This is a genomic window from Citrobacter sp. KTE30 (genome assembly GCF_000398825.1).
GTDB lineage: Bacteria > Pseudomonadota > Gammaproteobacteria > Enterobacterales > Enterobacteriaceae > Citrobacter > Citrobacter freundii.
Genome location: NZ_KB976055.1, coordinates 1621093 through 1646733 on the forward strand (window position 1 = coordinate 1621093; position 25641 = coordinate 1646733).

The window sequence follows — 25641 nt, forward strand, 5'->3', positions numbered from 1 at the left end:
GACCATGGTAACATTACAGCTTGTGTCATTTACCTCACTACACACATCGGCCTACCAGATACTGGTTCGGGGTGTATTTCCGTATCCACGTTGAATACGGTTCTCAGCAATCCAGGGTTCATCACCGCTTCTGGTGTGCCTTGCGCCATAATATGTCCGTTCGCCATTACCACCAGATGATCGCAGTACCGGCTGGCCTGATTAAGGTCGTGCAGCACTGCGACCACCGTTTTCCCCTGAGCCCGGAGTTCGCCCATCAACCGCATCAGTTCCACCTGGTGATTGATATCGAGATAGGTGGTTGGCTCATCGAGTAGTATGACGGGTGTATTCTGGGCCAGGACCATCGCCAGAAAGGCGCGCTGGCGCTGACCGCCGGAAAGATCGGTTAACCGTCGGTCGGCAAGATGTTGGATCCGGGTCTGGTGCATAGCATCTTGGACCCGCGCATTGTCTTCAACGGAGAGGCGCCCCCAGAGTGACAACCACGGGTTGCGACCGTACGAAACAAGCTCCTGGACGGTGATCCCCTCTGGCGTTAAATGGTGCTGGGGCAGCAGCGCCAGCCTGCGGGCTAGCTGGCGTGATGAGAGCGTGTTGATGGCATTATCGCCGAGAAATACGCCACCGGATTGCGGCGCTAACAGCCGTGAAAAACAGTTTAGCAACGTCGATTTCCCGCAGCCGTTAGGGCCGAGCAGGGCGGTTGTCTTCCCCGCTGGTAGGGCGAGTGAAACGCCATCAAGGATCTTGTTTGTACCGTAACAGACCGTCAGATTTTCAGTTCGTAATGTCATTTATCGCATTCTCACAAGCAGCCAGACAAACCACGGTGCACCGATAATGGCGGTCAGTACGCCAGCCGGAAGCTCCAGCGGGGGATGAGTAATTCGCGCCAGCAGGTCGGCAACCACCAGCAGCAACGCACCTGTCATGGCCGATATGGGCAGCAGCCAGCGGTGACGCCCACCGGTAATACTGCGCACCATATGCGGCACCACAAGACCAATAAAACTAATTGGGCCGCAGACGGCCACGCCGGTAGATGTCATGGCGACGGCCAGTAGCAAAGCCAGGAGCCGGATACGCGGCACCGACACACCGAGCGTGGTGGCGCGGGCATCGCCCAGTGCCAGAAGGTCGAGATCGCGGCAAAAACCCAGGCTCAGCGGCAGAAACAACATTAGCAGCGGGACGGCAATCTTCACAAAGCTCCAGTCACGGCCCCATAAGCTGCCGGTCAGCCACAGCAGGGCGCCGTTCACATCCTGCGGGCGCGAAAGCATCAGCCAGTCCGTCAGGCTGGCCCAGCAGGCAGACAGCGCGATACCCGTGAGTGCCAGCTTCATCGGCTGGCTGGTGTTCGCCAGCATTCTCAGCAGTATCAGGCCCACCATGCCACCGGCAAAGGCCAGCAGCGGCAGAGCAATCACCGGCAGTGACGGTACGAGAAGCAGTGCGCCCACAGAGGAAAGGCTGGCGGCATGGTTTACGCCGAGAATATCCGGCGACGCCAGAGGGTTACGAACGATCCCTTGTACCAGAACGCCTGCAACCGCGAGGGCTGCTCCGACAAACAACGCCAGCAGCAGTCGCGGCAGGCGGTACGCCGTTAACACGTAATGATACTCACGCCCGGCCTGCCAGTTGGTCAGCAGGGCGCGCCAGGGAACGGCGATCCCCCCCATTTGCAGAGACAGCAGCGAAAATCCTGCCAGTGCGAGGGCGATAAAAATGACTAACACAATTTTCAACCACGCCTCCTGACCAGCCAGACAAAGCAGGGCGCACCAATCAGAGCAACCACAGCCCCCGCGGGTAATTCGCCAGGAAAAGCCAGCGCGCGGGCCAGAACATCCGCCACTAGCATCAGTGTGGCGCCCATCAGTATGCTCATCGGCAGGACCTTGCGCTGGTCAAATCCTACCCAGAAGCGAGCCAGATGCGGCATCAACAGACCGATAAACGCCACCGGGCCAGCCACGCTGACGCAGGTACCGACCAGAAGCAGCACCAGAATGTTGATGATCAAACGCAGCTTCGGCAGATTCACCCCCAGCGTGCGGGCGGTGCTGTCGCTGACGTTAAGCAGGTTCAGTTGATTGGCCAGCAGCAACACCACCGGTACAGCGACCGCCACCACCGGTAAAAGCTGCCAGAACTCCTGCCAGCGTGCGTGAGATACGCCCCCTGCGAGCCAGTAAAAAATGCCGTAGGCGTGATCTTCCGTCAGCAGCAGGGTGATGCGGGTCAGGGCCATGCAAAACGCCGAGAAAGCGATACCCGCGAGGATCAGTTTGTTTCGGTCCTGGGTGTGGCGAAATCCGCCGCCTGCGGTCATCACCAGCAGCCAGCTTACGCCGCCGCCACAGGCGGCGATAAAGGCGATGGAGTAACCCGCGACGGGCACGGGGCTGAGCGCGCTGGTCAGTGCCATAGCCAGCGCCGCGCCGCTGTTAATGCCGAGCAGTGAAGGGGAGGCCATTGAATTATGCGTCAGGGTTTGCAGCAGCGTTCCCGCGAGAGCCAGGCTTGCGCCGATCAGAATGGCGACCAGGCTTCGCGGCAGACGTAGGTTTTGCACCAGCGCTTGTGCAAGCGTCGGCACGTGGCCCGGCAGCAGGGCGCGAATGGCATCAACGCCAGAAACAGGAATGGCCGAGTAGCAAAACAGACTCAGCCAGAAAACTGCGATAAGCGCGGCAAGGGGTAGCCCCCATTGCAACGCCGGATGTCTGAGAACTGTCATTTCACATCGGATAAAGGCTGGTGATGGAAGATTTTTACCGTGTCGCTGGCAATACGTTCGGCCGCAAAAATGCCGCGCATCCGCGCCCAGGCGTTACTGTCGACCGACGCCGTCTGCTGTTTTTGCGCAGCCGTTAACATCTGCCACAGCGGGTCTTGCTGCCAGCGTTTGACGATGCTCTCTTTGCGGTAGTGGGCGACCAGCAGCCATGCAGGATTGAGCGCCAGCAGCTGTTCCAGGCCGATGGACGGCATAGACGCACCCGCCATCGCCGCAGGTACCTTCAGCCCCAGAGAGGTCAGGACGCCCCCGGTCCAGGTCCCCTGCGTATGCAGGTTGAACTGCTGCTCCCGGGACGTACCAAACAACACCAGCGTGCCTTTTGGCAACTGGCTGGCCCACGCTGACATCTGTTGTTTGTGTTGCGCCAGACGTGACTGCATCTGTGCCTTTTTGCCCACAATCTCGCCGATGATGGCCGCAGACTGAAGATTTTCAGCGTAGGTTTCATTGCGAGATTTCAGCAGCAGAACCGGTGCTATTTGCTGTAAGGCGCTGAAAATACCCGCATGACGGCTGCTGTCGGCAATGATCAGATCCGGTTTCAACGCGCTAATGGCTTCTAAACTCGGCTGCGCACGCGTGCCGACAGACTGCCAGGGTTTCAGATGTGCGCGAACTTCAGGAAGAATGCGCGTGGCATCGTTATCGTCGGCAATGCCGACAGGACTGACATCGACGGCAGCCAGCGCGTCCGCGAATGACAACTCCAGTACCACTATCCGCTGTGGCGTTTTATCAAGCGTAAAGGTGCCATGTTCGTCCTGAACCGTGGCTGCAAAAGCGTGGCTGGTGACCAGCAGCAGAGCGGCGAAAAGTGTGCGGATAAATGTGAACATCGGTGCTCCTGAAAGCCGGGTGGCGCTGCGCTTACCCGGCCTACGAAATCGGTGTGAATTAGAACTTCAACGACCCCTGCATATACAGAGTGCGCGGCTGGCCTGCGTAGATGCCTTTGTTGTTGTCGTCATAAGAGCGGGTGAAGTACGCCTGGTCGAAGATATTTTTCACGCCGAACGCAAGGTTCAGGTCTGCCATTTGCGGACCAAAATCATAAGCTACGCGTGCGCCCCAGAGCATAAAGCCAGGGATGCGACCAGTACTGCCGTCGGCGCTCTCTTTCACGGTATTGGCGTTATCCGCAAACTGGCTGGACTGGAAATCGCTATTCAGGTTGAACGTCCAGCTACCTGGTTTATAGTCCACGCCCAATGTGCCTTTGTGTTTCGGGGAGAACGGCACCTGGTTGCCGTAGGTGTCGCCTTTCTCGCGGATCTCGGCGTTCACATACGCATAGCTTGCGTAGACCGAAACGTTGTCGAGCGTTGGCGTCAGCGTGCCGAGGTCATAGCGGGCCTGGGTTTCCAGCCCGGTATGGCGCGTTTTACCCCGTGCGGTTACGGTGTCGTTGGTCTGGTTGGAGTCGTACTGATTATTAAAGTTTATCAGGAACAGCCCCATTTCCGCGGTCAGCGCGCCATCGTCGTATCGGGTTCCGAGCTCCCAGGTTCGCGCTTTTTCCGGTTCCACATTGCCGCTTTGCACAGCCTTGCCAATTTGGCTGTACTGTACGGTGCCGAATGAGCCTTCAGTGTTTGCATAAAGATTCCAGCTATCAGTCAGGTGATAAAGCACGTTTAGCGCCGGAAGTGGGGCGTTGTAGCTCACTTCTTCATGTGTGCCTTTGATGGCGTTGTTCTGGTATGACTCGATATGTTCAAAGCGCATACCCGGTGTGATAGTCCAGTTGCCAATGTCGATTTTGTCATCCAGATACCAGGCGTGCGCTTCGGTGCCGGAACGGGTGTCGCGATCGTATGGGCTAGCGCTGGACGGGAGTTGTCCGCTGCTGGTGGCGGTGTAGTAACGCATTTCATGCGTCGACTCGCTCACATAGCGGTATCCCACGCCCACTTCGTGCGCGGAAGGACCCACCATAAAGCTCTGACTGTAGCGCGGTTCAATGCCGCGTACCCAGTAGTTACGCGGTGACAGGGTGAGGCGTTTGCCCTGTTCCAGATAGCCGCTACGCAGGGTTTCGGTGTAGAAGCCCTGAATATTGAATTTATGCTGGCTGTCCGGCTGGAACTGATAGCCGAGGCTTGCCAGCTTGCGGCGCCCCCAGAAGCGATCGTAAGGGCGCGTGGACTGCCAGCGGTCGGCGTTGTAATCCGCGCGCGACAGGCCGCCGGGCATGTCGGCTTCTCCGTCGTAGTATTGCAGCAGGCTGTTGAAAGTATGCACGTCATTCGGCGCATATTTGCTTTTCAGCATCAGGTCGTCGATGCGCGTCGCGCTGTGCTCGCGCCAGTCGCTGCCGCGGGTGCCGGAGTAAAGCAGGGCGGTACCAAAACCGTTATCCGCCGTGCCGCCCACCATCAGGTTGTGCGTCTCTTTTGGATTATTTTGTGAGGACGTTGGGCTGAGCTGGCCTTCCATGCCGGCTTCGATACCGAAGTCTTGCGGAATGGCGCGGGTGACAAAGTTCACCACGCCGCCCACGCTCTGCGGCCCGTAACGCACAGCACCGCCGCCGCGCACCACATCGATGGCGTCCATATTTCCGAGCGAAACAGGTGCCAGGGAAAGCTGCGGCTGGCCGTAAGGGGCAAACGGCACCGGAATACCGTCCATCAGTACCGTTGAACGGCTGGCCAGGCGCGGGTTCAGGCCGCGAATACCAAAGTTCATCGCCAGATCGTGGCTACCGGTACCGTTGTTTTCTGGGGCGGTAACGCCAGGAATGCGGTTCAGCACCTCGCGCATGGTCGTCGCGCCGGTTTTGGCGAAATCTTCACGGCGGATAACGTCACGTGCGCCAGCATGTTCGAAAACGTCGTTTTCGCGCGCATCCCCCAGCCAGTCGCCCACAACCGTGAGCGCATCTTCCTGCGGCGCAGGAACGTGTTCGAGCGTCCAGCTGTTATTCCCTAACGGCTTCACCTGCAGGCCACTGCCCAGGAGCAGCTGCTGCAAACCACTCTCAACATCGTAATCGCCGTGCAAACCGTTGCTGTGTTTGCCGCGCGTCAGTCTGGCGTCAACAGACAGGGTAATTCCGCTGCGTGCGGCATATTGGTTTAGCGCTTTATCGAGTGAGCCTGGTGCAATATCAATCTGCGCTGCGAAAGCGGATAACGAGAGCCCAGCCAGCGGCAGCAGGCTCAGGCGAATGGCGTTAACCAAAGGTGTTGTTTTGCTAAAAACGCGTAAAGGCGTCATACCTTCTCCATCATCATTTTTGTTGTGTTCAGCTATGAGTCGAATGAGAAGGGGAAAAAGGACAATGAAAATGAGAATTATTTTTCTTACAGTGCCAAAATATTGACCCAGTATCGCGTAATAGTCTGAATTTTCACTGGAAGTGTCTGGGCAATAATATCCAGAATCGCATCGGTATTTTTCAGCGGGAAAGTGCCACTCAGGCGCAGCCCGGCCACCGCCGGATCGCAACGCAGCACGCCGTTGCGATAACGGCTCAGCGTGGCAATCACTTCACCCAGCGGTTTATCGCTAAAGCTCAGAATGCCCTGCGTCCAGGCGGCGCTTTCATCATCCGCTGAGGTAATTGCACTAAATTCAGACGCGCTAAACTGCAGGCTCTCGCCAGCGCTGACGATGCGTTTTTCCTGCGGACGGTTTGCCAGTAAGACTTCAACCGCGTGTTGTTGAACGGTAACGCGTGTGACGTTGTCCTGCTGGTAGACGGTAAATTCTGTGCCTAACGCGGTGAGCCGGCCCTGGCGGGTCACAACGTGGAAAGGTCTCTGCTGCGCGTCTTTTGCGGTAGTAATAGCAATTTCGCCGTACCAGAGATGGACAGCGCGTTGACGCGTATCAAAACGAACGTCCGCGGCGCTTTGCGTGTTGAGCGTCAGCAGCGAGCCATCGTCCAGCCGCTGATGGCTGACAGCCCCTTTGGCGGTGCGGTAGTCCGCGCGCAGACCTTCTCCGGCTTCAGATTGCCAGAGCTGCCAGCCGCCGCCCACGCCGAGCAGCAGCAGTAGCCCTTTCATGACATGACGACGGGTAAGATGCGTATCGTGCAGCGCCCGGCTGGCGACATCGCCCGGAACGCTGCTGAGCTGGCTGCGCAGGTTTTCAACCTGTTGCCAGGCCCACTGATGATCTTTGTCCTCTTCATACCATTGTTGCCAGCGCGCTTCCTGCTGTGGGCTGACACGCTCGCCGCTCAATACGGCATACCAGTGTGATGCCGAGCGCAAAGCCTGACGGCGAGAATCGGTGATAGAAGCGTTCACAGACCGTGCTCCAGACGAAACAGCAGACAATGTTCGATAGCCTTTGCCATATATTTTTTCACTGAACTGACCGAAACACCGAGCTTTAGCGCTATTTCGCTGTAGGTCAGACCATCCAGCTGCGAAAGGAGAAACGCTTCGCGTGTTTTTCCGCTTAGCCCGTCAAGCATGCTGTCGATGAGTTGCAGGGTTTCGAGCTGACTCTCGCGTTCCTCGGGCGAAGGCGCGAGCGCCTCCGGCATCAGCGCCAGCATCTCCAGATAGGCTTTTTCCAGCGCGTTTCGACGAAACAGGTCGACCATTACCCGTTTGGCGAGAGTGCACAGGAAGGAGCGCGGATCGCGGATCGTCGAGAGCGACCCGCTGCCCATTACCCGTAGAAAAGTGTCCTGGGCAATGTCATCTGCATCAAAGGCGGACTGGAGTTTGCGCGTCAGCCAGCTTTTCAGCCAGCCGTGATGTGCGCCATAAAGCGACTCGAGCGTAAAGGAAGCAGTGGTAGTGGCGTGGTCAGACATGCGGAATGTATCAAAAGTTAATTATCACGCGATTATAGTAATATGAGAATGGTTATCATTACAATTGGAAATATAATTGTATTACGTTGAACGTATTAACGCATTGTTTTTTATAAAAATCTCATGATGTGGATATTGGATGGGAAAAGGAGTCTGCTTTTGGCATGTGCTGGTTGGAATGACATCTGACCATGTCTGTTGCGAGCGAGAATCGGACACCTCAGTTCCTGTCACCAGTTGCGGAAACCTTGCTCATGCTGCTGGTGTTAGCGTTTAACTGGATGATGCGGGCACTAAAACGACGGGCGTTATTCGCCGTGATCAGCCCAGAACTATTGATATGGAAGCTCGGAACGGCAAGCGCCTGGAACAAATACCTGCGGTCATTATAAATGAAGTGTTGGCCAGACTGAGCAGGGGCTTTGATATGCGCAATGAGCAATAGCATAAAAGCAAAAAGCCTGCTTAGTTTCCTAAGCAGGCTTCTTAAATATGGCTCCTCTGACTGGACTCGAACCAGTGACATACGGATTAACAGTCCGCCGTTCTACCGACTGAACTACAGAGGAATCGTTTGAACGAGGCGCATATTAGCGAGGGTGGTGAGGCTTGTCAAAGGGGTAAATACATTTGTGTGTTCGTTTGCTGACAAAATCAGCAAAGCGGCGATCTTTCCGTCTTTTTATGCTTTTGCCCCATTCTGGTGCGTGTCTACCTCTTCCAGGGCAGCCTGAATGAGATATTTCGGTGTGCAGAATGATCTTCCTTCGCTTTTACTCCTGACTTTGTGCGGCTTTAACCATAAAACACCGTTTTAGACGAAAGTGGCAAGCATCTTGCAATCCTGAATTCAATGACTGCCAGCACGGGTTCTGGTATTCCGACAGGAGGCAAAATGAACTTCAGACGACTGAAATATTTCGTGAAAATCGTCGATATTGGTAGCCTGACCCAGGCAGCGGAAGTATTGCACATTGCGCAACCCGCGCTGAGCCAGCAGGTCGCAACGCTGGAAGGTGAGCTTGATCAGCAATTGCTGATTCGTACCAAGCGTGGCGTCACGCCGACGGAAGCAGGAAAAGTGTTATATACCCACGCCCGGACGATTTTACGTCAGTGTGAACAAGCGCAACTTGCGGTTAATAACGTGGGACAGACCTTGACAGGCCAGGTCTCTATCGGCCTTGCGCCGGGGACAGCAGCGTCATCCATTACCATGCCGTTATTACAGACGCTACGTGCCGAACTGCCTGATGTGCAGGTCTATCTGCATGAAAACAGTGGGGCAGTGCTGAATGACAAGCTGCTCAGCGGGCAATTAGATATGGCAGTGCTCTATGAGCGTTCACCCGTGGCGGGCATCAGCAGTCAACCGTTGCTTAAAGAGGATCTGTATCTGGTCGGCACGCGTGAGTGCCCGGGGCAAAGCGTCGATTTAGCCGCGGTGGCGCAGATGAATTTGTTCTTGCCACGGGATTACAGCGCGGTTCGCCTGCGCGTGGATGAAGCTTTTTCGTTACGTCGCTTAACGGCTAAAGTGATTGGCGAAATTGAGTCTATCTCCACCCTGACGGCCGCCATTGCCAGTGGTATGGGCGTCACAGTGTTGCCCGAGTCGGCCGCCCGTTCATTATGCAATGCAGCGAACGGCTGGATGGCGCGCATCACAGCCCCATCGATGAATCTGCCATTATCGTTGAACGTATCAGCCAGAGGGAGCTTATCGCCCCAGGCGCAGGCAGTGAAGGAGATCCTGCTATCGCTGGTTAGCCGTCCGGCGCTGGAAAATCGCGAACTGCAGCTGGTCAGCTAAACCTTATTCCCGCGAGGAATAAGATGCAGGTTTTTATTATTTGTTATGCCGGGCATCAGACTTTAACAATAGCGTAATGTCTGATGTGCCCGGAGTGAAACGTGAATTTTCAGCAACTCAAAATAATCCGCGAGGCGGCCCGTCAGGATTACAACCTGACGGAGGTCGCGAATATACTGTACACCTCGCAGTCGGGCGTCAGCCGACACATTCGTGAACTTGAAGATGAACTTGGCATCGAAATTTTTATCCGTCGTGGTAAACGCCTGTTGGGCATGACTGAACCGGGTAAAGCTTTGCTGATCATTGCCGAACGTATTCTGAATGAGGCCAGCAATGTTCGTCGATTGGCGGATCTGTTTACCAATGACACGTCCGGCGTTCTGACGATTGCCACCACGCATACCCAGGCACGCTATAGCTTGCCTGCGGTGATAAAAGCCTTTCGTGAGCTGTTCCCTGAGGTGCGTCTGGAACTTATTCAGGGCACACCACAGGAGATTGATGTCCTGCTACAAAATGGCGGGGCAGATATCGGAATTGCCAGTGAGCGGCTGAGCAGCGATCCATTGTTGGTGGCTTTTCCCTGGTTTCGTTGGCACCACAGCCTGCTTGTTCCTCAGGACCATCCATTAGTGAAGGTTTCTCCGCTAACGCTGGAGTCCATCGCTCACTGGCCGTTAATTACCTATCGTCAAGGGATTACAGGGCGTTCCCGCATCGATGAGGCGTTTGCGCGCAAGGGGCTGATACCTGATATTATTCTCAGCGCCCAGGACTCGGATGTGATTAAAACTTACGTGTCACTGGGATTGGGGATTGGGCTGGTGGCAGAGCAATCCAGCGGCGAGCAGGAAGAGGGGACGTTAACCCGTCTGGATACCCGGCATTTGTTTGATGCAAATACCGTTTGGCTAGGGCTTAAACGCGGACAGCTGCAGCGCAACTACGTCTGGCGATTCATCGAGCTATGCAACGCAGGGTTATCCGTCGATGAAATTAAGCGTCAGGCGATGGAGCCAGATGAAGCGGTGATTGATTATCAGATTTAACAATAAAAGCCCGTGAGAAACGGGCTTCTCTCGTTGCCAGTATGGAAAAGCCTGGGTGTGAAGTGAAGCGCTCTACCTGGCTAATGGGATCGCAGAAAAGCAAAAAGCCTGCTTAGTTTCCTGAGCAGGCTTCTTAAATATGGCTCCTCTGACTGGGATCGCCTTTGCCATTAACTGGCTGATTGGTAAGCTAAACCTAGAAATTGGGGTTGTCAGGACCACCAGAATGACCACCAATCTCTTCTTTCTGGAAGACAAGCCTGATAACCTTCAACCATTAAGCAATGTCCTTAAGTTATTACGAATCAGTTTGACCATAATGCTTGTGGATAGTCCATGTAAACGAGCCAGTTCTTCTACAACACTTGCTACATCTGAAGGTCGTGATGGTCTGTCACCGGTACGAGTGAATGGACCATTGAGAGTTATTCCAGCCTCAACCTATCCCTAAGCTCTTTCACAAGCGACACATCATCCAGCTCCGCGCTAATCTCATGACGAATAGCATTACTGAACTGCTCACTACGCTCACAGCTATCATGATAACCGTGAGACAGCCAGTTCCAGCTCCCGAGAACAATGTAGCGGCCATCGATCATCAGTACCTTTTCATGGGTACCTTCAGCCAGGCGGATAACATTGTCTTTTCCCAGTTGTTCGCGGTACTCAGCAATCAGAGTTTCATCATTATCCTCTGCACGATCCAGACGTTGATGGTAGTAACCGTAGTAGACTTTAACGCTGACACCACGTCGTTGTGTTGCGACCAGTTGTGCCAGTTCCGGTCTTTGATATTGTTTACCGCCCCGACGGATCCACGGAGTGATGATAACCAGTTCCTGTTCGCACTGGCTCGCCAGTGAACTGAATGCGGCGATATGCTCACAGTCGCGGTAATAACGTTGTAAACGCGGTGTCTGGCTCAGGCTGGCAAAATCCGGATGCTGGCTGCCTTGTTCCAGAAGGAAATCTTCAGCGACAGTGTCCGCAAGAACTTTCAGGTATCCACCTGCCTGGCGCAACCGGTGGTGGTTACCTACCACGATAAACTGCTGTTTTGCGCGTGAAACCACGACATTCAGCATGTTTGGCGCATCGTTCTGAAAATTCGGATTATCAAGTGGATGAAAAATTACCGGGCTGTAAATGATGACCTCAAAGCCCACACCCTGGAACTGATGCACTGTACCAATGCAGTTTTTCTGCCAGTGATTCATACGTTGGGCAAGGCGCTTAATCAGTAATGACTTCTGATTGCTGTAGGGCGTGACGATGCCAACATCGGCGGTCAGATCGTAACCGGCTTCTTCGAGTTTATTCAGCAGTAGCTCAATAGCATCAACCTCATCCAGATTGGTGTTAACCATATCGCCTTTCTGGCCCTCGACGCTGTAGAACATCAAATGATGGCCACCAGATTTCTCAAAGGCGCTGGCAATACGGTCGGAAGGGGAGGACGTTTCCACGCTGACGCCATGATAGCCCGCCAGCCGGATAAAGAGATCGGCAATGGGTTTCTGACACCGACGATGCTCATCGAGAATAATACCGTTGCCGGTATCATCCACTCGTCCGGAAAGTGTACCTGCCGCGCGGTGCCAGCCTGTCACGCTGGCAGGTGAGACCCGCTCATATAACGTATTATTGTCGGCAAAATGACGTGCACGCAGTTGCGTTTGCAGGTTTTCTGACAAGTTCCTGATGGGTTCGATTTGCAGGGGATCGCCGACAATCATCGCTTTCTCGCTGCGGCTCAATAGCGGCACCAGAGATTCAAGCGAAATCATCCCAGCTTCGTCGCACAGTGCCAGATGCCAGGGCTTATGCCCCTTGAGTTCGTCAAGTTTACGATAACCCGCTACCTTCCACGCGGAGACCAACGTGGTTGCCATTACCGGATACACCAGTGACAGCGCACGATAGAATTCATCCAGTTTGTCCAGCCAGCGATAGTATCCCGCGCTGCGGCGATTACTCATCAGAGCCCGCCAGTGTGTCAGCACTTCTTCCAGTTCAATTTTCCGCTTCAGTTGTTCCTGCCAGAGATAGCCGATAGCGGCTTCAAACATTTCCCGGTGTTGCCTGATGAAGCGTTTGCGCAAAATGTCACACCAGTTACCTTCGGGATAATGTTGTTGATACTCTGCTGTAACCTGTTGTGCCCGAATAACCCGCAGCCATTGTTTCCGGAGTGTTGCAATATCAGCACAAAGGTTCACTAGATTTTCTTCCAACTGCTCATCAGGTTCGTCCTGCATGAGTAGTTCCAGAAGGGCCAGATTGTCTGTCTGATGCGACAGTATTTCTCCCGCATCAGCCAGAGCCGCTAACTGGCGATGGGGCAGGGAAGAAAGACTGAAATGCTGAAAGTCCTCCGGTGCAGCAAGATTCATTTGTTGCAGCCGTGCCGGATATTTTCCCTCGAACAGGCGGGCCAGATGACGCTTTATCCCTTTACGCGGATAGTCACGGTAATGCAGTTCCAGAGCAGGGCGTAGTGGTGAATCCATCCAGCGCAGTATCTGCACCAGATCATGCTGCTGCGGCCATGTCGCCTGCAATGTCTGATAAATTCTGCTGGCCTGCAAACGCTGGGCTTTTATCCCGCGGAGTTCCTGCAGGCGTTGCTCCAGCTGGCTGATTAAGTTGTCCAGGTCGTCGGGATGATGCGGTGAAACGTCAATCCCCAGTTGCTGTGCATGCGCGGCTACCGGGGGGATTTTTGCCATAAAACGTGCCGGAAGCTCTTCTGCGTTGCTGGTGTCCAGACCACAATCCACAACAGATTGTATCGCGGTTGCCTTTTCATTCAGATACGCCCGGTAACAGGCGTTCAACTCTTCGCGATGTCTGAGCAAAACAGCTAAAAAATCGCGCTGGTGCTGCTCGTCATAGCTTTCCTGTCGCCAGTGGCCGATCAGTTGCTCAAGCCGGGTAAGCTCATGCTGAACCTGTTCGTTTGAGCCGCTATGAAACCATAACCAGTTAAGATCCTGGGTTGCAGGATCACTACGCAGATCATCAATGATATTTTCCACTGCTTTTATTGCCGTGGAAGTGATCAGCATGCCGAGGTTCTGGTCCTTTCCATCAGCAATAGCCAGCGCTCTGGCAACCAGTTGTTGCGCGATGAGTGACTTGAACAGCGTTGTTTTACCCGTACCTGGCGCGCCCTGCACGGCAATCAGGCGTTCATCCTGATTAATGGCCTGTATTGCGGCCATCTGTCCATGGCCCAGCGGGTATTGTGTTTCAAACAAACCGCCGGTCACTACTTCGTATATATCCGGGGCATTCCCGTTATTGTGGATATGGTTGAGATACTGCTCCAGCAGGGGGAAGTCACCAGCCGCGTTATCGCACAACCAGGTGAAATCTTCCGAATCACGTTTGAGGTTGTAATCTTCATTATGCAGTGGAGCCACCAGGGCGTTAAACGCAGTTTCCAGTCCCTGGTATTTACGGTTTGATTGCTGAGTAACCCATGCCTGAAGAGCCTCAAACGCCTCAAGGAAGGTGTCATATTTACACCCGGTGAGCGCGCTGACGATACTCATCATATGACGGTTCTCACCCAGTTCATCCAGCTGGATACCAAACATTTCGCGAAAAGCGAAGGGGAAGGCGCTGACCAGCTGTCCGTCTTTGACAGGAACCAGCAGCGAGGTATTGCCCTGTTCAAAGAAGGATTTGGGGAGTGGAAAAGAGAACAGCGGCATGTATTTTACGTTGGTTCTGCCACGTTCATTTTCGATACAGCGCAGCACCGGAAACAGCAGATTGACAGGCTCAATATGGGTAATCTCACCTTTTTCGCCATATTTGACGAAACGCCTGCGCCAGTTTTCGCGCATTTCTGGCGTAACGCTGATCACTACCCCGTTCTGGTTTTCGTTACAGTTATCTTTACCGAGCATGAGCTGGTGGTGCTCATGTGCCTGGGTGGCCGGTATTTTACTCTTTTCCGCACCGCTGAATTTCAGATAATCCTGCCATGCGGAAAGGATATGTTTCGACGAGTTCTTCATTATTCTGACAGAGCTATACTTAGCTCAACTCCCTGAAATTAATCACAACAGAATACCATAGGAGTGAAAACTTTAACCTGGGCCAAATGCCTTTATCTGTATGGAACTATATAACTAGTTACAACATTCTAAAGGATTGTCTTCATGTTGCTCCGGCCTTTTAGCCCAAAGTATGGAAAGAGGCTTAGGAGGGAGCAGGGGACATCACAACGTGATGGTCTCTCATTCCAGAAAACTATCCTGGTTGAAAAACAATCCGTTGACTTTGCGTTATGATTCGTTATCTGAAGTGTGCTTTTGTTGACGTTTTTCCAGTCGGATACGAGCTTTTCGTACTGACACAGACGTGCGTCCTGGAAACAGGGCTGTTAGTTCAGACAAAGATAGATTCTGATTCGTTTCCAGTCGCTGCAATTCTTCTTTACTCCATTTTTGTTGTACTGGTCTCGCCTTACTATCTGGCAATTTTAGGCCCATTGCATGTGCTGCTTGCCTCACTGAGGTGCGAGTTCTGCCAGTTAAACGGTCTGTGACGGCCATACCTTCAACCGGATAATACTGCGACAAAATTTGACGTTCCTGTTGACTCCATTGCCGGGTACTGTGGACATCCAGCTTATCTTTCATAAGATAGATTGCTCCTCGTGTCCTTCCTGGCAGCAATGGCAGAATATCTGCAATTCCGTTGCCAGCAGCAAAATGAGTACGAATAATTTCTTTCTCTTCTTCCGTCCATGGGTGATATGGAACCATTAGTCTCCGTTTCTGGTTACGTACTACCCATCTGACAGCATCAAAGGTTCGCCCCAGGATTTTTGCAATGGTTTCGGTAGGTACTGTACCGTAATATGTTTTCACGAATTCCAGTTCTACCTGAGTCCAGGCTTTACGATGATTTTCAGTTCTCGTTTTTCTCATAAGCTCATGCTCCAGATGAGACTATCCATAGCAGAGGATTTGTTTTTAAACACCGCAGTATCCAAGCATATTAAATTTCTTTTCGCCGTTTCTTGTTTTGATGATGATAACAGCTTTAATATCACTTCCTTCCTCATCCTCTGTTGACTCTGCAATCGGAGTCTGTTCCACAGTGACCGAAATGTCTTTGTTTTTGAATACTGAGATATTTTCTCCTGATGATATTTGTTTCAGTATAGTTATCTTCCCATTCAGTTTCATGATGGCAGAGTATGTACACTCTTCTCCACCCACTGGGCAAATTGCACCTTCAATATAGTTATAGGAATCCTTTTCCTTATTGTCGGCTAAGCTCAGAGTACAAGTAGAGTGCCTCAAATCATCAGTAATCTCCCCATCAGTAATCTCACCAATGTCGAAGTTATTAGCGTTTGGGTCATTCAACGGTATGTTGCCAGGTTCGGTTGCAGCACAACCAGCAATGCCAGATAGCATCAAAGCTAAAAGAAATACTATATTTTTAAGCATCGTCATCGATTCCTTGGAGATTAAGGTTTGGGAAGGTTATTTTTCCATTCATTCAGATATGGTGCAGGATTTGTTATATCAGAACGCCTTCTGAAATCTCCTACACGTGTTGTAAGACTGGCCGAGGATGCTGAGTTGGTATAAATCTCCAGATGCAGCATGGACGAACCACTTTGCAGTCTCCCGACTTTAGCAATAATTTGTCCTTTTTTGACAGATGCTCCTCCAGTGTATGAACCATTAGCAATTTCGCCATAACGAAGAAGAAGGTTACCATGTCTGATTTTTTATTACATTGCTATCTCTTGTAAACATCCAAAGTGTTGCGGTCATATATATTTCCTTGTGAAAAAATACGATTTAGGAAAATAGTTCAAGAGTAATTGTGTGTCTTTTCAGGAAAAGACATGTATGGGGAAACAATACGGGTCAACGAGTTATAAACTATTTCCACTGGATGGGTTTTCATAAATGCTCATAAGTAATTTTAAACCAAACAATATTCACAGGAAAACAAGAAATGATTCAAATAAATGGAATATGCAACAATAAATTTTCGAGACCTTTTATGGTTACAGAGCGAGGGCATAAATCGATTTTTTATTAAAAATAAAATTTTGATTTATTATCAAATGAAACAATTCAGTAATTTATCCTCTTGCCCCAGCTATATTCTCTTTTCTTATTTAGTATTGGTATCAGTGCATCTGCCTGTACTGTTTAATTTCAGGGTAACATTTCATCCGTTTGAGCAAGCAGTTCATGCAGGAACGGTCTGGCTTCTTCGTTCTCTTTGTTGGGGAGTTTCACAAGATAAGGTTTACCTGTGATAGATGATGATGACGCGACTTTATCGATAAATTGTTCGGCAGTATCAATGCGGTTACGGGTGTTGCTTAATTTAAGACGCAGATGAGAAACCGCTTCTTCGCAGGTATGCTCGCTGCCGTTACGAATAAAAACTAAATCCTGCTTTTGCGAAAGCGCCTGAAGCATCGCTTCAATACGGGCCTCTTCGTGTGCGTTCAACTTCGCGAAGGCTGGAAAAACCATCAATAAGGCGAGTAATGTTCCTGACAATACTTTTAACATTTTTCTATTTCCTCAAATGCATTCTGGATAATGACTAAAACCATCCAGCCTGAATCAATAATAAAATCAGAAAGGCTGGGTAAAATAATTATAGAGTAATTTGCGCGCTCTCCTTATTCAATCATTTATAATGAAGGTTTTATTCTGGCAGTGTTGGGAGAGGGGCGGTTGCTGATGAATATGCATGGAAATGCACCAGCACAGCTTTTGCACATACTCAAAATAAAGCTCCCGCATCCGGAAAGTGAGCTAATCATTACAATTACCATCAATATTTTTTTCATTTAAAACACTCTCTCAATCAATATAAAATGGGATATATGCAATAAGCTTTAACACATATTTATGACATCAAATCTTGTGAAAATTAGAAAAACCATTAGTATATTAACCAACAATGTCATCATGTTCTGAATATATATTTTTGAAATAAATATTCAAAACAAAAATTAACTCAATACACATTACCACGGCTAACGATGTTTTACTGAATTTACGATATGTTCTGCCAGTGCCTTCAACTCATCAGGTGTCATACGTGGATGACCTTCTGCAATATCAGAAACGCTACTGACAAAAACCTGAAGGTCTGGTTCTTCAATAAGATTATTCGGATTACCCCGAACGAATGCCAGATAACCATAATCATTTTCACCGTTTTCCTTTGTAACCTCAAGGAAAGAGCCAACGCCTTTCCTGCCATCCATTTTTACTGTAAACCAACGGGGCCATAACAGTTTTCTTTCTTGATTTGGATACAGCATATAAATATGATTCCACAGCCATTTGGCGTAATCTTTCGCATCATAGTCTTTTACGGTCGAAAGGTCATTATTACGTGGAACCATATAAGGTAGCTGGAAACTGGCATCCTGAAAGACAATCATTACGTCAGGATGAGCGAGCATTCTGTATGACACTATTATATTTCTATCCTCTTTTCCTGAGTCGTGAGAAATAAATCCATATGGTAAACAAAAACCTCTTTCTGTTGGTACATCATACAATGCTCTTGCCTGAAAATTATTTAATAACGAAAGAACCCCGGATTCATTACTTAGATAGCCATTATCACCAAGTCGAAAAAGATCATTATTCCCTTTCATAAATTGATATAATCTATGTCCAGCCTGAATATATAGAGAATGAGATTCTTCATGTGAAATAAAAAAAGCATCAGAAGAATATTTTTTTATATGAAAAACATCGCCCTGCTCTGCTATTTTTTTAATAACCTTTTCTTTATAAGACTCAATATTAAAAAAGCCATTTTCTGATATCAATATTTTATATTTTTTGTAGTAAAAATTTGAATATCTACCTTTAACTATCCTGGTTTTTCCGGGAGATTTCTTTTGTTCAGTAAAAATAGAACTCATTGCCAAATCTTTAGTATAAGTTCGATTGGATGGATAAATCCCAACATCTAAATTATCAGGTATTTGCAATTGATAATACCCAATGCACTCATCCCTCCATGTTATATTTTTGGCTATGCCAGTTAATGAATAGAAAAATAGAAAAACAAAAAAACAAACACACTTCATTATATATTAACCCTTTTTACTGTGAAATATAAAGCCATACTCACTTAATCAATAAGTTCCACATGATAATCAACTAAATTATTCTCATCTTCGGTCCAATGAATGGGAAGCAACGTTATATATCCCTTTATTTCCTTCAGTTTATCAGATTTATTTTTTGATTTTTCCTTATATGTTTCCCAGAAATTAGCTGAAAATGGCATTACTTTGGCTGCTTCTTTTGGATCAAATTTATTAGATTTGAATACAGGCCAGAGTGATGAAGGATCTTCTTCTGCATTATCTTCATATTGGTCATTTATATCTACTTTATTTAAATAATTCCTTGGGATAAAATCAAATGCATCCTCATATATCCCTGCATTTTTCATCGCCAGTTCCCTTATCTTCTGCCATCCCTCTGGTTTTGCAGGTATCGCCAGAAACTCAGGGAAGTCCCCGGCAGCATGACCCAGAAGTTTCGCCCATACACTCTTCCGTAAATCACATGCAAATTTTCTGTAAGGTGTAAGCTCTCCTGAACCGTCTATATCCTGATATCCCCCCTCCGTATCCGCTATCATCACCGCCAGTTCCGAATCCCTGTCTCCCAACTGACTGCGCTCATTGATATTCGCACTCCCAACCAGTACATAGCGGTCGTCCACGATCATCAACTTGCTGTGGACGTAAATCTGCTCCGTTACCGGCACGCCGCCCACTTCCGACCACGCTCGCAGATTCAGCAACGTCACATACTTCGCACATGCCTCATAGCTGATTTCTTCATACCATCGGTTCTTTTCACACTCTGTTTCCTTCGCCGGTATCTCAGAGCACCACTTTGCCCTTGAAATATTATTCTTCTCCAGCCAGCCTTTCACCCACAACGCCTGTCGCACCCGGTTCAGTAGACTACGGCTGCCAGATACCAGTGTCTGTCTCGTCTGGTGTATCTGCGCCACGATCGACGCTTCATCCAGTTTTCCTTCCGGATGTACCGGTAGCACTATACACACATGGAACGGTTGTGTGTGTTTCGCATAAATGGTCTGGCTTATTCTCTCTCCCAGCCATTCTGCTATCTCATTCTCCGGTTCCGCATTGGAATTACCGGGAACCGCTTTCGTCGCCACCGCCGCTATCTGACCGGACAGGCTTCCGGCTACCTCACTTAGCGGCGCACTGTCCGGAATTGACGGTTTTCCAAACGCCGAAATAAAAAACTGGTTCTCAATATAAATATAATGCTCCGCCTTGCTTATCAACTGGTGTACACTTCGATAAATATCATCCTGCTTCATTTTCGGCTCTCCGATACCTTCTGCATTCCGCATTTTCAGCGATGCGCTACGTAGCATCTGTACTTGGCAACCATTGGCACATTGCGCTGACGGATATCCTTCAGGAGCCACCAGATGCGGCTTACTCGTCTGTAACTCCGTATCGTGATCCTCGAGCTGGTAGCTGTTCCAGCGCCGGACAAAATTCCTTATCAGATCATCCACCACCGGACCACAGAGTCTGACCTGGTAATCCTGCCATGGCATCCGGGGCTGCACTGACGCATTCAGCCAGTGATATGGCGATTTATATCCGTGGTCATTCACACTCTTGTCTTTGTCTTTGTCTTTGTCTTTGTCTTTGTCTTTGTCTTTGTCTTTGTATTTGTCTTCTTCTGCATCCGGACGTTGATAATACTGTGGTTTCAACACCGCTAAGGCAATGCGTTTTGCCGCTTCATGCTCCTGCTTTCTGTTCTGTTCCGCCTTCTGCTCTTCCTCCCATGGCCGATCTTCTCTTTTTGGTGGGTACGGTGAATGGACTAACTCATCCATCGGATCGTAGCCAATAGTGTCTGTCGTCACGAGCGTTCCTGGCTCCAGCACCGATTCAGTGTGGTACACGCAGGAATTGTATCGGTTCATTCCTTTCCGGCCTTCTGCATCAGCGACCAGGCTATATCCTTCCTGCCCGGTATTCTCATCATAACGCCCGTAGGCCAGGTCTATCCCCCCCACGAACGCGACGTTCTCATCCACAACCACACACTTCTGATGATGAGAAAAAAAGATACCGGACTGATCCCCGGCCAGTCGGACATAAAACGCTTCCCGCCCCAGGAAGGTATTAAGTGCGGCAAATACCCGTTCTGTGGTTTTTGCATACGTCTGTACCGGAGCGCGACAATTCCAGGGCATGATATAAACTTTCAGGTCTTTTTTTGTACGCACCTCATTGAATAATGCGTCAACCAGGCGAATATCCTTTGCCAGTTGCGCATCCCAGTTTACCTGCCAGCCGGTGATATAAATCGTTTTTTGGGCCTTTACAAACTCATCAAGTAATGCCTTGAAGTACGCTTTCCCCCCCAGGAATGCATCTACTTTATTCCCTTCTGTATGTTGGGCAAAATTTTCAGATGGTCCACCATTCTGGCTGGTATAATTTACCCAATGGCTGTGGGTTGCTGTCGCTTCGTAGCTTTTTTCTTTTTCTTCAGTAAAATAGACGCTGCACGTATTCATTGCGTCATCAAGATTCATTGATGCCATGATTAATTGTCCCCTGCCAGTAAATCCAGTAATGATTCACCATCCGCCACGCCTGTTTCTCGCCTGACACATTCCCACAGTTCGCTTCCCGAACACGATTTAATGACCTGATTAAACTCCCGGTGATACCCCATCGTATCCTGCGCGTAAAAATCCTGTACTACCTCTGGTTGATCTATACCGGCCTGATAAAATGAAATTTTATGCGCACGGTTTCCCTCAACCAGCCATAACTGAGCGGGATTTTGTTGATATAAGCTCATCAGCTCACGCTGTTGCTCCTCTGTACTTAGCAGATAGCCAGAATTATCACTGTTTCCCGTCATTACCGACTGATCGGTGGTAATGGCCTGTAGATACGATGTCGCCACCACAATATGCCAGGGTTTTGTCATAAACGGCAGGCCGTTAACACCCGGCGCATCCTGTAACTTAATAATTGGTTTGTAATCTTTCGGTTCGGACAATGGCTCCTGGGCAGACTGCACAAATGCATCATCTTCCAGGTCCGGAACCGGTGGAAGTGGTGCCTGCATCAGTCCCGCCATGTTCATCGTATTCCGGTGATTCATAAACAGTTTGTCGGTTAAGCGACACGCCGGTTTTCCCTCAAAAAATACATCAAACGAGTGCGAGATCCAGTCTGTTTCGGCTCTATTTGTCCCCGATATCACGCCGCCCATGCTCCCCAGTTCATCAAGCACACTACGAACAAACTGCGAGCCCATATTGGCTATCATATTGCCGCCATCAGCAAACACGCTCGTCGTTCCCTTTACTAGGTCCGATGAATATGCTTCGTTTTCGTATGCCACCGGCACGCCAAAGGGCGGGGTTTTGCACACATCCGGCATCGTATTGTGGCTGACACCGTCGCTGCCTTTATGGCACAGCGTGAGTCCATTAATGTTAATTGTTATCATTCTTCCGCTCTCCCTGACATGACTATTGCGCCGCGTTGCCCGTCATCCGACGAGGAAAGCAGCAGCGTATCGCCGGGCTGTTCTGACGTATGAAGCCGCCATGCGGTTAGCGCTATATGCATCAGCAGGCTGGCGCATCCCAAATCGCCTGACGCCAGAACGGGCGTTTCCCGTATCATATCGTCATCGATATACTCCCCCAGCGCCGACAGGGTGAACCCCAGTTCATCCGCGCGATAAGGTTCGCCATTGGCATCACTCACAATATGATGCAGTGACGTGATTTTTGCTGTTTCCAGCGCCCGGAACGCCGCTGCACGCAGCCCCGAGCCCAGGCAGACGCCTTCATCTGAATACCGGATATTCTCCGTAGCCTGCCCTGTGCCACGAATATGGCACCATGGTGAATATTTGCCGGAGGATGATGCTATTACCAGCGCCGCCGCTCCCTCAGACGGGACCCGTCCGTAAGGGTTCTCCCGCGCAATGCGGTTATATAAGCGGTGCGCACCGTGCAGTAAATTCTCCTCTTCCAGCCATTTCAGGGTCGGCGGAGATAACCATGAATCAACAGCCAGCAGAACGCTGACGGCGCCTTCCGGCAATGGCGTTTCTGTCAGCTTCTTCATCAGGGCAACGGTTTCCGCACGTCCGCCATGCAGTGCCGTTACCGGGCAGTTGTTCCAGCCCGTGCTTTCCACCACGGCTTCCTGAGCTGCCCGCGTTAACGTGGGGTCAATTCCCGGTCTGTTCAGCGGGGGAAGTAACAGGCCCACCTGCGCTGGCGGCGTTTGCCTCAGACCGGGCAGAGAATTCATCAGATCCATCAGTACCTGACGAAGCAATAACCGGAAGCGCTCGTCCAGGGGCGCAGAGGCGATTTCCGGAAAATAGCAGGCTTTTACCGGTATCCGGCACCGGTCAGTCCACTGAAGGTGTTTACGCGTCAGAGAAAACTGGAGGTAATGAGCAATATCGGCCAGCGCCAGCGTGGGGCCGGAAGGAAATGTACAGGCGGCGGCAATAACTGCGGTCATAATAAAGCCTCCCATTCAGGGAATGTCGCGGGAAGCATTTTTGCCCTGACAAACAGGTCACGCTTGTCTGAAACCGTGGTGGATTCGAGCTGATTAATCTGGTGATGGCAGGGAAGCGTGCTATGCCAGACCAGGCTGACGCGGGGAAAATCAGGCTCAATAATCACACTGTGCAGTACCGCCCGGTGATCGCATATGCTTTCATCATAAAACCGCGTCCGAAATGCGGGCACGATACAGGGGAGTGAAAAAGTCAGTAATCCACCATGACCATAGCCGGGGGGCGTCATATTGCCCAGGCAGACGATTTCACCACCTTTTAATCTTCCTCCGGCATACAACGGTTGTGGCGCATACTGCCAGTAACGTTCATCCATATCATCAGGCAGGAGGGGAGCACGGTTACGTTGCCAGTCTGCGTCATACGTTCCGGCAAACTGTAAACGACCGGGCCAGTGTCGCGGCTGTGGGCCAAATCCGGGGAAATTATCTTCCCCGCAGAATTCAATATGCGGTAATGCCGATATGCCGGTTTCTGGTCGTTCGTCAACGGAGATGCCATCAGGATTGTAATGACTGCCGCAGAATGAGAAAAAAGCGCCCCGGCTCATATTGTGATAGCTGAGCGGCATTCGGGTAAACGTGGCGGGTTGATCATACTCTCTGCCGTTCCAGCGCCGCTCGCCATAAACACGGGCAAGCCGGATCATGTTGCCGACCTTCAGGCCGACAGGCAGCATAGTAACGGCTTTTCCATCCGGAGAATGGGCGCATCCGTTCAGCACAATGTCGGTGGCAGCTTTTGTCGGGCCGGTGTCCGGTTCATAGCGTAATGTAATACCGTCATCCTGAAATACCGCGCCGCTATGAACCGGAGGCTGAACCGCAGACCGTTTTGTCACACCGTCAGGCAGAATATCCCACGTTGCTTTTAAAACAATGGTCCAGATTTCTTCGCCCGAACCATTTCGGATCCAGCTTCCTTTTACCGCATAGGGCGTCTGGTTTTTTACCTGCCACATTCTGCTGCTCCCGTTACTGTTGTTTTTCCATCCGGCAAGATTGTCGTAAGACGACTCAGTTCACTTCAATGCGCCCCCCGGACAGCCGGTTAACACCTTCCGCATCGCTGAGAATGTACTCACCTTTGATGACCACCTTGCCGTTCGGGTAAAGCGTGATGCGTGATTTGCCGCAGCTCAGGGTGATTTTTTGTTGTGCCGTAAAAACCAGTTCTTCCGGTATGTCCGGTTTTTTATCCGTCAGTTGGGTGCTCTCATCACGCAGGATGGTCTCTTCTGAAATATGTTGCATTGCCGTTTCCTCATTCATTTTCACTTACCCTTTCTGGCGTTCCGCGGGCAGGGCCGCCCGTTCAGGGAATATCCCCAGACGCAGCAGCGCCAGGGACCGCAGATTCAGATACCCCTGCCGGAGTACCCGGTTCAGCCCCTCCGGTGAGGTCAGTTGCCCGCACAGATACGGGGTATTGTGGGCAAAATTTTCTCCCTGAGTTCGCCACCAGTCTGCAAATGCCGCGCGTTCAGGCCAGCCCACGCCCTGCTCAGGATCGCGCGCCGGAATGTCAGCGGAATCGGGGGAAGCAGGGGAGTAAACATCGTCATCTCTTTTACGCAACCAGCCGTCCTGCTCAGGCAACGAACCCGTGATCGCAATGACGGATAGCACGCTCAGACGGGCGTATTCAGGCGAATCAAAGTAAGTCAGCAGGGAAGGGATGTATCCGGGCAATCCGGACCAGCCCATCGCCTGTATCCGTAAGCGGGTATCCGGGCCTTCTTCGGTCAGCACACTTAACTCGCTGTGGGGAAGACCGGCCTGGCAGGTCAGCAGCGACCTGACGGCATGAAGCCGGATATCATCGCGTTCACTGTGGGCCAGTTGAACAAGATGCCTGATGGCGGTTCCGGTATGCTCATCGGTCAGCGGATGTGAACATAAAACAGCGCGACACCCTTGCAGGATGAGTTCATCCCGACCAGAGGAAAAAACCGTCTCCAGCGCCGGGACAAATAGTGGAGAAGTGCTGCGGCACAAAAAATTAAGCAGAAAATCAACATATCTTCCCTGTTCAATGAGTGTCTGGATCTCCTGCTGGCTGAACGCAACAGAGGCAGCCAGATCGCTTCTGACTACCGCCACATAAGCCCGGCAGGCAGGAAGCGACAGCATCAGCGGCCATAAAGCGGATTGTGCCGGCATCCAGCCCGCAACAGAAAGCAATACGGGTAACAGGCGGGGCAGCGCCTGTGACAGTCCGATACACCCTGACAGCAGAAATTCGTCATCCGTACTGGCGGCGAACAGCGCAGTGGCAAACAATTCTCCCGCAGACAACGGCTCCTGAAGCTGCCCCCGGAGATAAGCGGATGACAGTCCTTTCAGTAACGTCATCCCTTTCAGACATTTCAGCATTCGCTGATCAAACCGGGTCAGATCGCCGGGTGTGTGTGAATGCGAGGACAACAACACTCCGCGCATTCTGTGGTTCTGCGCCAGCATATCAGCGTATTGTTCTGCAAGTAGAGGACGTACTGTCTGACTAAGCATGAAGCGACC

20 protein-coding genes, 1 tRNA gene and 1 pseudogene are annotated in these 25641 nt (G+C 51.0%); 3 read left to right on the plus strand and 19 right to left on the minus strand.

The features are described 5' to 3' along the window. Positions 1–29 precede the first annotated feature (29 nt). From fecE to fecI, 7 genes are all read right to left on the minus strand, one after another. Positions 30–797, minus strand: a complete 768-nt coding sequence (gene fecE / locus WC1_RS15295; RefSeq protein WP_003036301.1) for a Fe(3+) dicitrate ABC transporter ATP-binding protein FecE — start codon at positions 795–797, stop codon at positions 30–32. Further along, on the minus strand, positions 798–1754 hold the full coding sequence (fecD, locus tag WC1_RS15290; protein ID WP_016149943.1) for a Fe(3+) dicitrate ABC transporter permease subunit FecD: 957 nt from the start codon (positions 1752–1754) through the stop codon (positions 798–800). Further along, complete coding sequence (gene fecC, locus WC1_RS15285) at positions 1751–2749, minus strand: iron-dicitrate ABC transporter permease FecC (protein WP_016149944.1); 999 nt, start codon at positions 2747–2749, stop codon at positions 1751–1753. Before fecC ends, fecD begins: the two co-directional genes overlap by 4 nt. Further along, a complete protein-coding gene (locus WC1_RS15280) occupies positions 2746–3648 on the minus strand; it encodes a Fe(3+) dicitrate ABC transporter substrate-binding protein FecB (RefSeq protein ID WP_016149945.1) in 903 nt (300 codons plus the stop codon). The genes fecC and WC1_RS15280 overlap by 4 nt, the downstream gene beginning before the upstream one ends. 58 nt (positions 3649–3706) lie before the next feature. Then, on the minus strand, positions 3707–6031 hold the full coding sequence (gene fecA / locus WC1_RS15275; protein WP_016149946.1) for a TonB-dependent Fe(3+) dicitrate receptor FecA: 2325 nt from the start codon (positions 6029–6031) through the stop codon (positions 3707–3709). An 86-nt stretch (positions 6032–6117) separates the two neighbouring features. Beyond that, positions 6118–7071: a ferric citrate uptake sigma factor regulator FecR gene (gene fecR, locus WC1_RS15270; protein ID WP_016149947.1), complete on the minus strand. Its 954-nt coding sequence runs from the start codon at positions 7069–7071 to the stop codon at positions 6118–6120. Then, positions 7068–7589, minus strand: coding sequence for a ferric citrate uptake sigma factor FecI (gene fecI / locus WC1_RS15265; protein ID WP_003036312.1), 522 nt, complete (start codon positions 7587–7589; stop codon positions 7068–7070). Before fecI ends, fecR begins: the two co-directional genes overlap by 4 nt. A gap of 223 nt (positions 7590–7812) precedes the next feature. Here fecI and WC1_RS24925 point away from each other — a divergent pair. Further along, positions 7813–8034 (plus strand): annotated as a pseudogene (locus WC1_RS24925) (type II toxin-antitoxin system PemK/MazF family toxin); the annotation flags it as partial. Between the two features lie 48 nt (positions 8035–8082). On the opposite strand, the gene WC1_RS15255 reads toward WC1_RS24925, so the two are convergent. After that, positions 8083–8158 (minus strand) — tRNA-Asn (locus WC1_RS15255). Positions 8159–8484: 326 nt separating this feature from the next. Between WC1_RS15255 and nac the strand changes: the two genes are divergently transcribed. Both nac and cbl read left to right on the plus strand, forming a co-directional pair. Beyond that, complete coding sequence (nac, locus tag WC1_RS15250; RefSeq protein ID WP_016149949.1) at positions 8485–9402, plus strand: nitrogen assimilation transcriptional regulator NAC; 918 nt, start codon at positions 8485–8487, stop codon at positions 9400–9402. A gap of 101 nt (positions 9403–9503) precedes the next feature. Further along, positions 9504–10454, plus strand: a complete 951-nt coding sequence (cbl, locus tag WC1_RS15245) for an HTH-type transcriptional regulator Cbl (RefSeq protein WP_016149950.1) — start codon at positions 9504–9506, stop codon at positions 10452–10454. Positions 10455–10879: 425 nt separating this feature from the next. Here the strand turns inward: cbl and WC1_RS15240 are convergent, their stop codons facing one another. The 11 genes from WC1_RS15240 to WC1_RS15205 all read right to left on the minus strand — a co-directional run bounded on the left by WC1_RS15240 (position 10880) and on the right by WC1_RS15205 (position 25632). After that, positions 10880–14482 (minus strand): AAA domain-containing protein, encoded by a 3603-nt coding sequence (locus WC1_RS15240; RefSeq protein WP_016149952.1) that lies wholly within the window; start codon positions 14480–14482, stop codon positions 10880–10882. Between the two features lie 270 nt (positions 14483–14752). After that, a complete protein-coding gene (locus tag WC1_RS15235) occupies positions 14753–15400 on the minus strand; it encodes a hypothetical protein (protein WP_016149954.1) in 648 nt (215 codons plus the stop codon). Positions 15401–15445: 45 nt separating this feature from the next. Then, on the minus strand, positions 15446–15928 hold the full coding sequence (locus tag WC1_RS15230; protein ID WP_016149955.1) for a hypothetical protein: 483 nt from the start codon (positions 15926–15928) through the stop codon (positions 15446–15448). Between the two features lie 726 nt (positions 15929–16654). Continuing rightward, positions 16655–17020 carry a YfeK family protein gene (locus WC1_RS15225; protein WP_016149956.1) on the minus strand — a complete coding sequence of 122 codons (366 nt, stop codon included), beginning with the start codon at positions 17018–17020 and terminating at the stop codon, positions 16655–16657. Between the two features lie 473 nt (positions 17021–17493). Continuing rightward, positions 17494–18567, minus strand: a complete 1074-nt coding sequence (locus WC1_RS24635) for a T6SS immunity protein Tli4 family protein (protein WP_016149957.1) — start codon at positions 18565–18567, stop codon at positions 17494–17496. A 44-nt stretch (positions 18568–18611) separates the two neighbouring features. Continuing rightward, positions 18612–21101: a phospholipase D-like domain-containing protein gene (locus tag WC1_RS0122680; RefSeq protein ID WP_016149958.1), complete on the minus strand. Its 2490-nt coding sequence runs from the start codon at positions 21099–21101 to the stop codon at positions 18612–18614. Between the two features lie 2 nt (positions 21102–21103). Then, positions 21104–22024 carry a DUF4150 domain-containing protein gene (locus tag WC1_RS24930; RefSeq protein ID WP_016149959.1) on the minus strand — a complete coding sequence of 307 codons (921 nt, stop codon included), beginning with the start codon at positions 22022–22024 and terminating at the stop codon, positions 21104–21106. Beyond that, positions 22021–23061, minus strand: coding sequence for a hypothetical protein (locus WC1_RS15220; protein ID WP_016149960.1), 1041 nt, complete (start codon positions 23059–23061; stop codon positions 22021–22023). Before WC1_RS15220 ends, WC1_RS24930 begins: the two co-directional genes overlap by 4 nt. Continuing rightward, entirely contained in the window at positions 23058–24083 is a 1026-nt protein-coding gene (locus WC1_RS15215) for a DUF2169 family type VI secretion system accessory protein (protein WP_016149961.1), read from the minus strand. The genes WC1_RS15220 and WC1_RS15215 overlap by 4 nt, the downstream gene beginning before the upstream one ends. Before the next feature lie 55 nt (positions 24084–24138). Next, the gene (locus WC1_RS15210) at positions 24139–24375 is read right to left on the minus strand and encodes a hypothetical protein (protein WP_016149962.1); all 237 of its coding nucleotides are present in this window, start codon (positions 24373–24375) and stop codon (positions 24139–24141) included. A gap of 24 nt (positions 24376–24399) precedes the next feature. Continuing rightward, on the minus strand, positions 24400–25632 hold the full coding sequence (locus WC1_RS15205) for a hypothetical protein (RefSeq protein ID WP_016149963.1): 1233 nt from the start codon (positions 25630–25632) through the stop codon (positions 24400–24402). Positions 25633–25641 lie beyond the last annotated feature (9 nt).

Bases quoted from the DNA above. Each gene is read 5' to 3' on its own strand.
- fecE (WP_003036301.1), bottom strand. From the start codon at position 797: ATGACATTACGAACTGAAAATCTGACGGTCTGTTACGGTACAAACAAG.
- fecC (WP_016149944.1), bottom strand. From the start codon at position 2,749: ATGACAGTTCTCAGACATCCGGCGTTGCAATGGGGGCTACCCCTTGCC.
- WC1_RS15280 (WP_016149945.1), bottom strand. From the start codon at position 3,648: ATGTTCACATTTATCCGCACACTTTTCGCCGCTCTGCTGCTGGTCACC.
- fecA (WP_016149946.1), bottom strand. From the start codon at position 6,031: ATGACGCCTTTACGCGTTTTTAGCAAAACAACACCTTTGGTTAACGCC.
- fecI (WP_003036312.1), bottom strand. From the start codon at position 7,589: ATGTCTGACCACGCCACTACCACTGCTTCCTTTACGCTCGAGTCGCTT.
- nac (WP_016149949.1), top strand. From the start codon at position 8,485: ATGAACTTCAGACGACTGAAATATTTCGTGAAAATCGTCGATATTGGT.
- WC1_RS15240 (WP_016149952.1), bottom strand. From the start codon at position 14,482: ATGAAGAACTCGTCGAAACATATCCTTTCCGCATGGCAGGATTATCTG.
- WC1_RS15235 (WP_016149954.1), bottom strand. From the start codon at position 15,400: ATGAGAAAAACGAGAACTGAAAATCATCGTAAAGCCTGGACTCAGGTA.
- WC1_RS15230 (WP_016149955.1), bottom strand. From the start codon at position 15,928: ATGCTTAAAAATATAGTATTTCTTTTAGCTTTGATGCTATCTGGCATT.
- WC1_RS15225 (WP_016149956.1), bottom strand. From the start codon at position 17,020: ATGTTAAAAGTATTGTCAGGAACATTACTCGCCTTATTGATGGTTTTT.
- WC1_RS24635 (WP_016149957.1), bottom strand. From the start codon at position 18,567: ATGAAGTGTGTTTGTTTTTTTGTTTTTCTATTTTTCTATTCATTAACT.
- WC1_RS0122680 (WP_016149958.1), bottom strand. From the start codon at position 21,101: ATGGCATCAATGAATCTTGATGACGCAATGAATACGTGCAGCGTCTAT.
- WC1_RS24930 (WP_016149959.1), bottom strand. From the start codon at position 22,024: ATGATAACAATTAACATTAATGGACTCACGCTGTGCCATAAAGGCAGC.
- WC1_RS15220 (WP_016149960.1), bottom strand. From the start codon at position 23,061: ATGACCGCAGTTATTGCCGCCGCCTGTACATTTCCTTCCGGCCCCACG.
- WC1_RS15215 (WP_016149961.1), bottom strand. From the start codon at position 24,083: ATGTGGCAGGTAAAAAACCAGACGCCCTATGCGGTAAAAGGAAGCTGG.
- WC1_RS15210 (WP_016149962.1), bottom strand. From the start codon at position 24,375: ATGCAACATATTTCAGAAGAGACCATCCTGCGTGATGAGAGCACCCAA.
- WC1_RS15205 (WP_016149963.1), bottom strand. From the start codon at position 25,632: ATGCTTAGTCAGACAGTACGTCCTCTACTTGCAGAACAATACGCTGAT.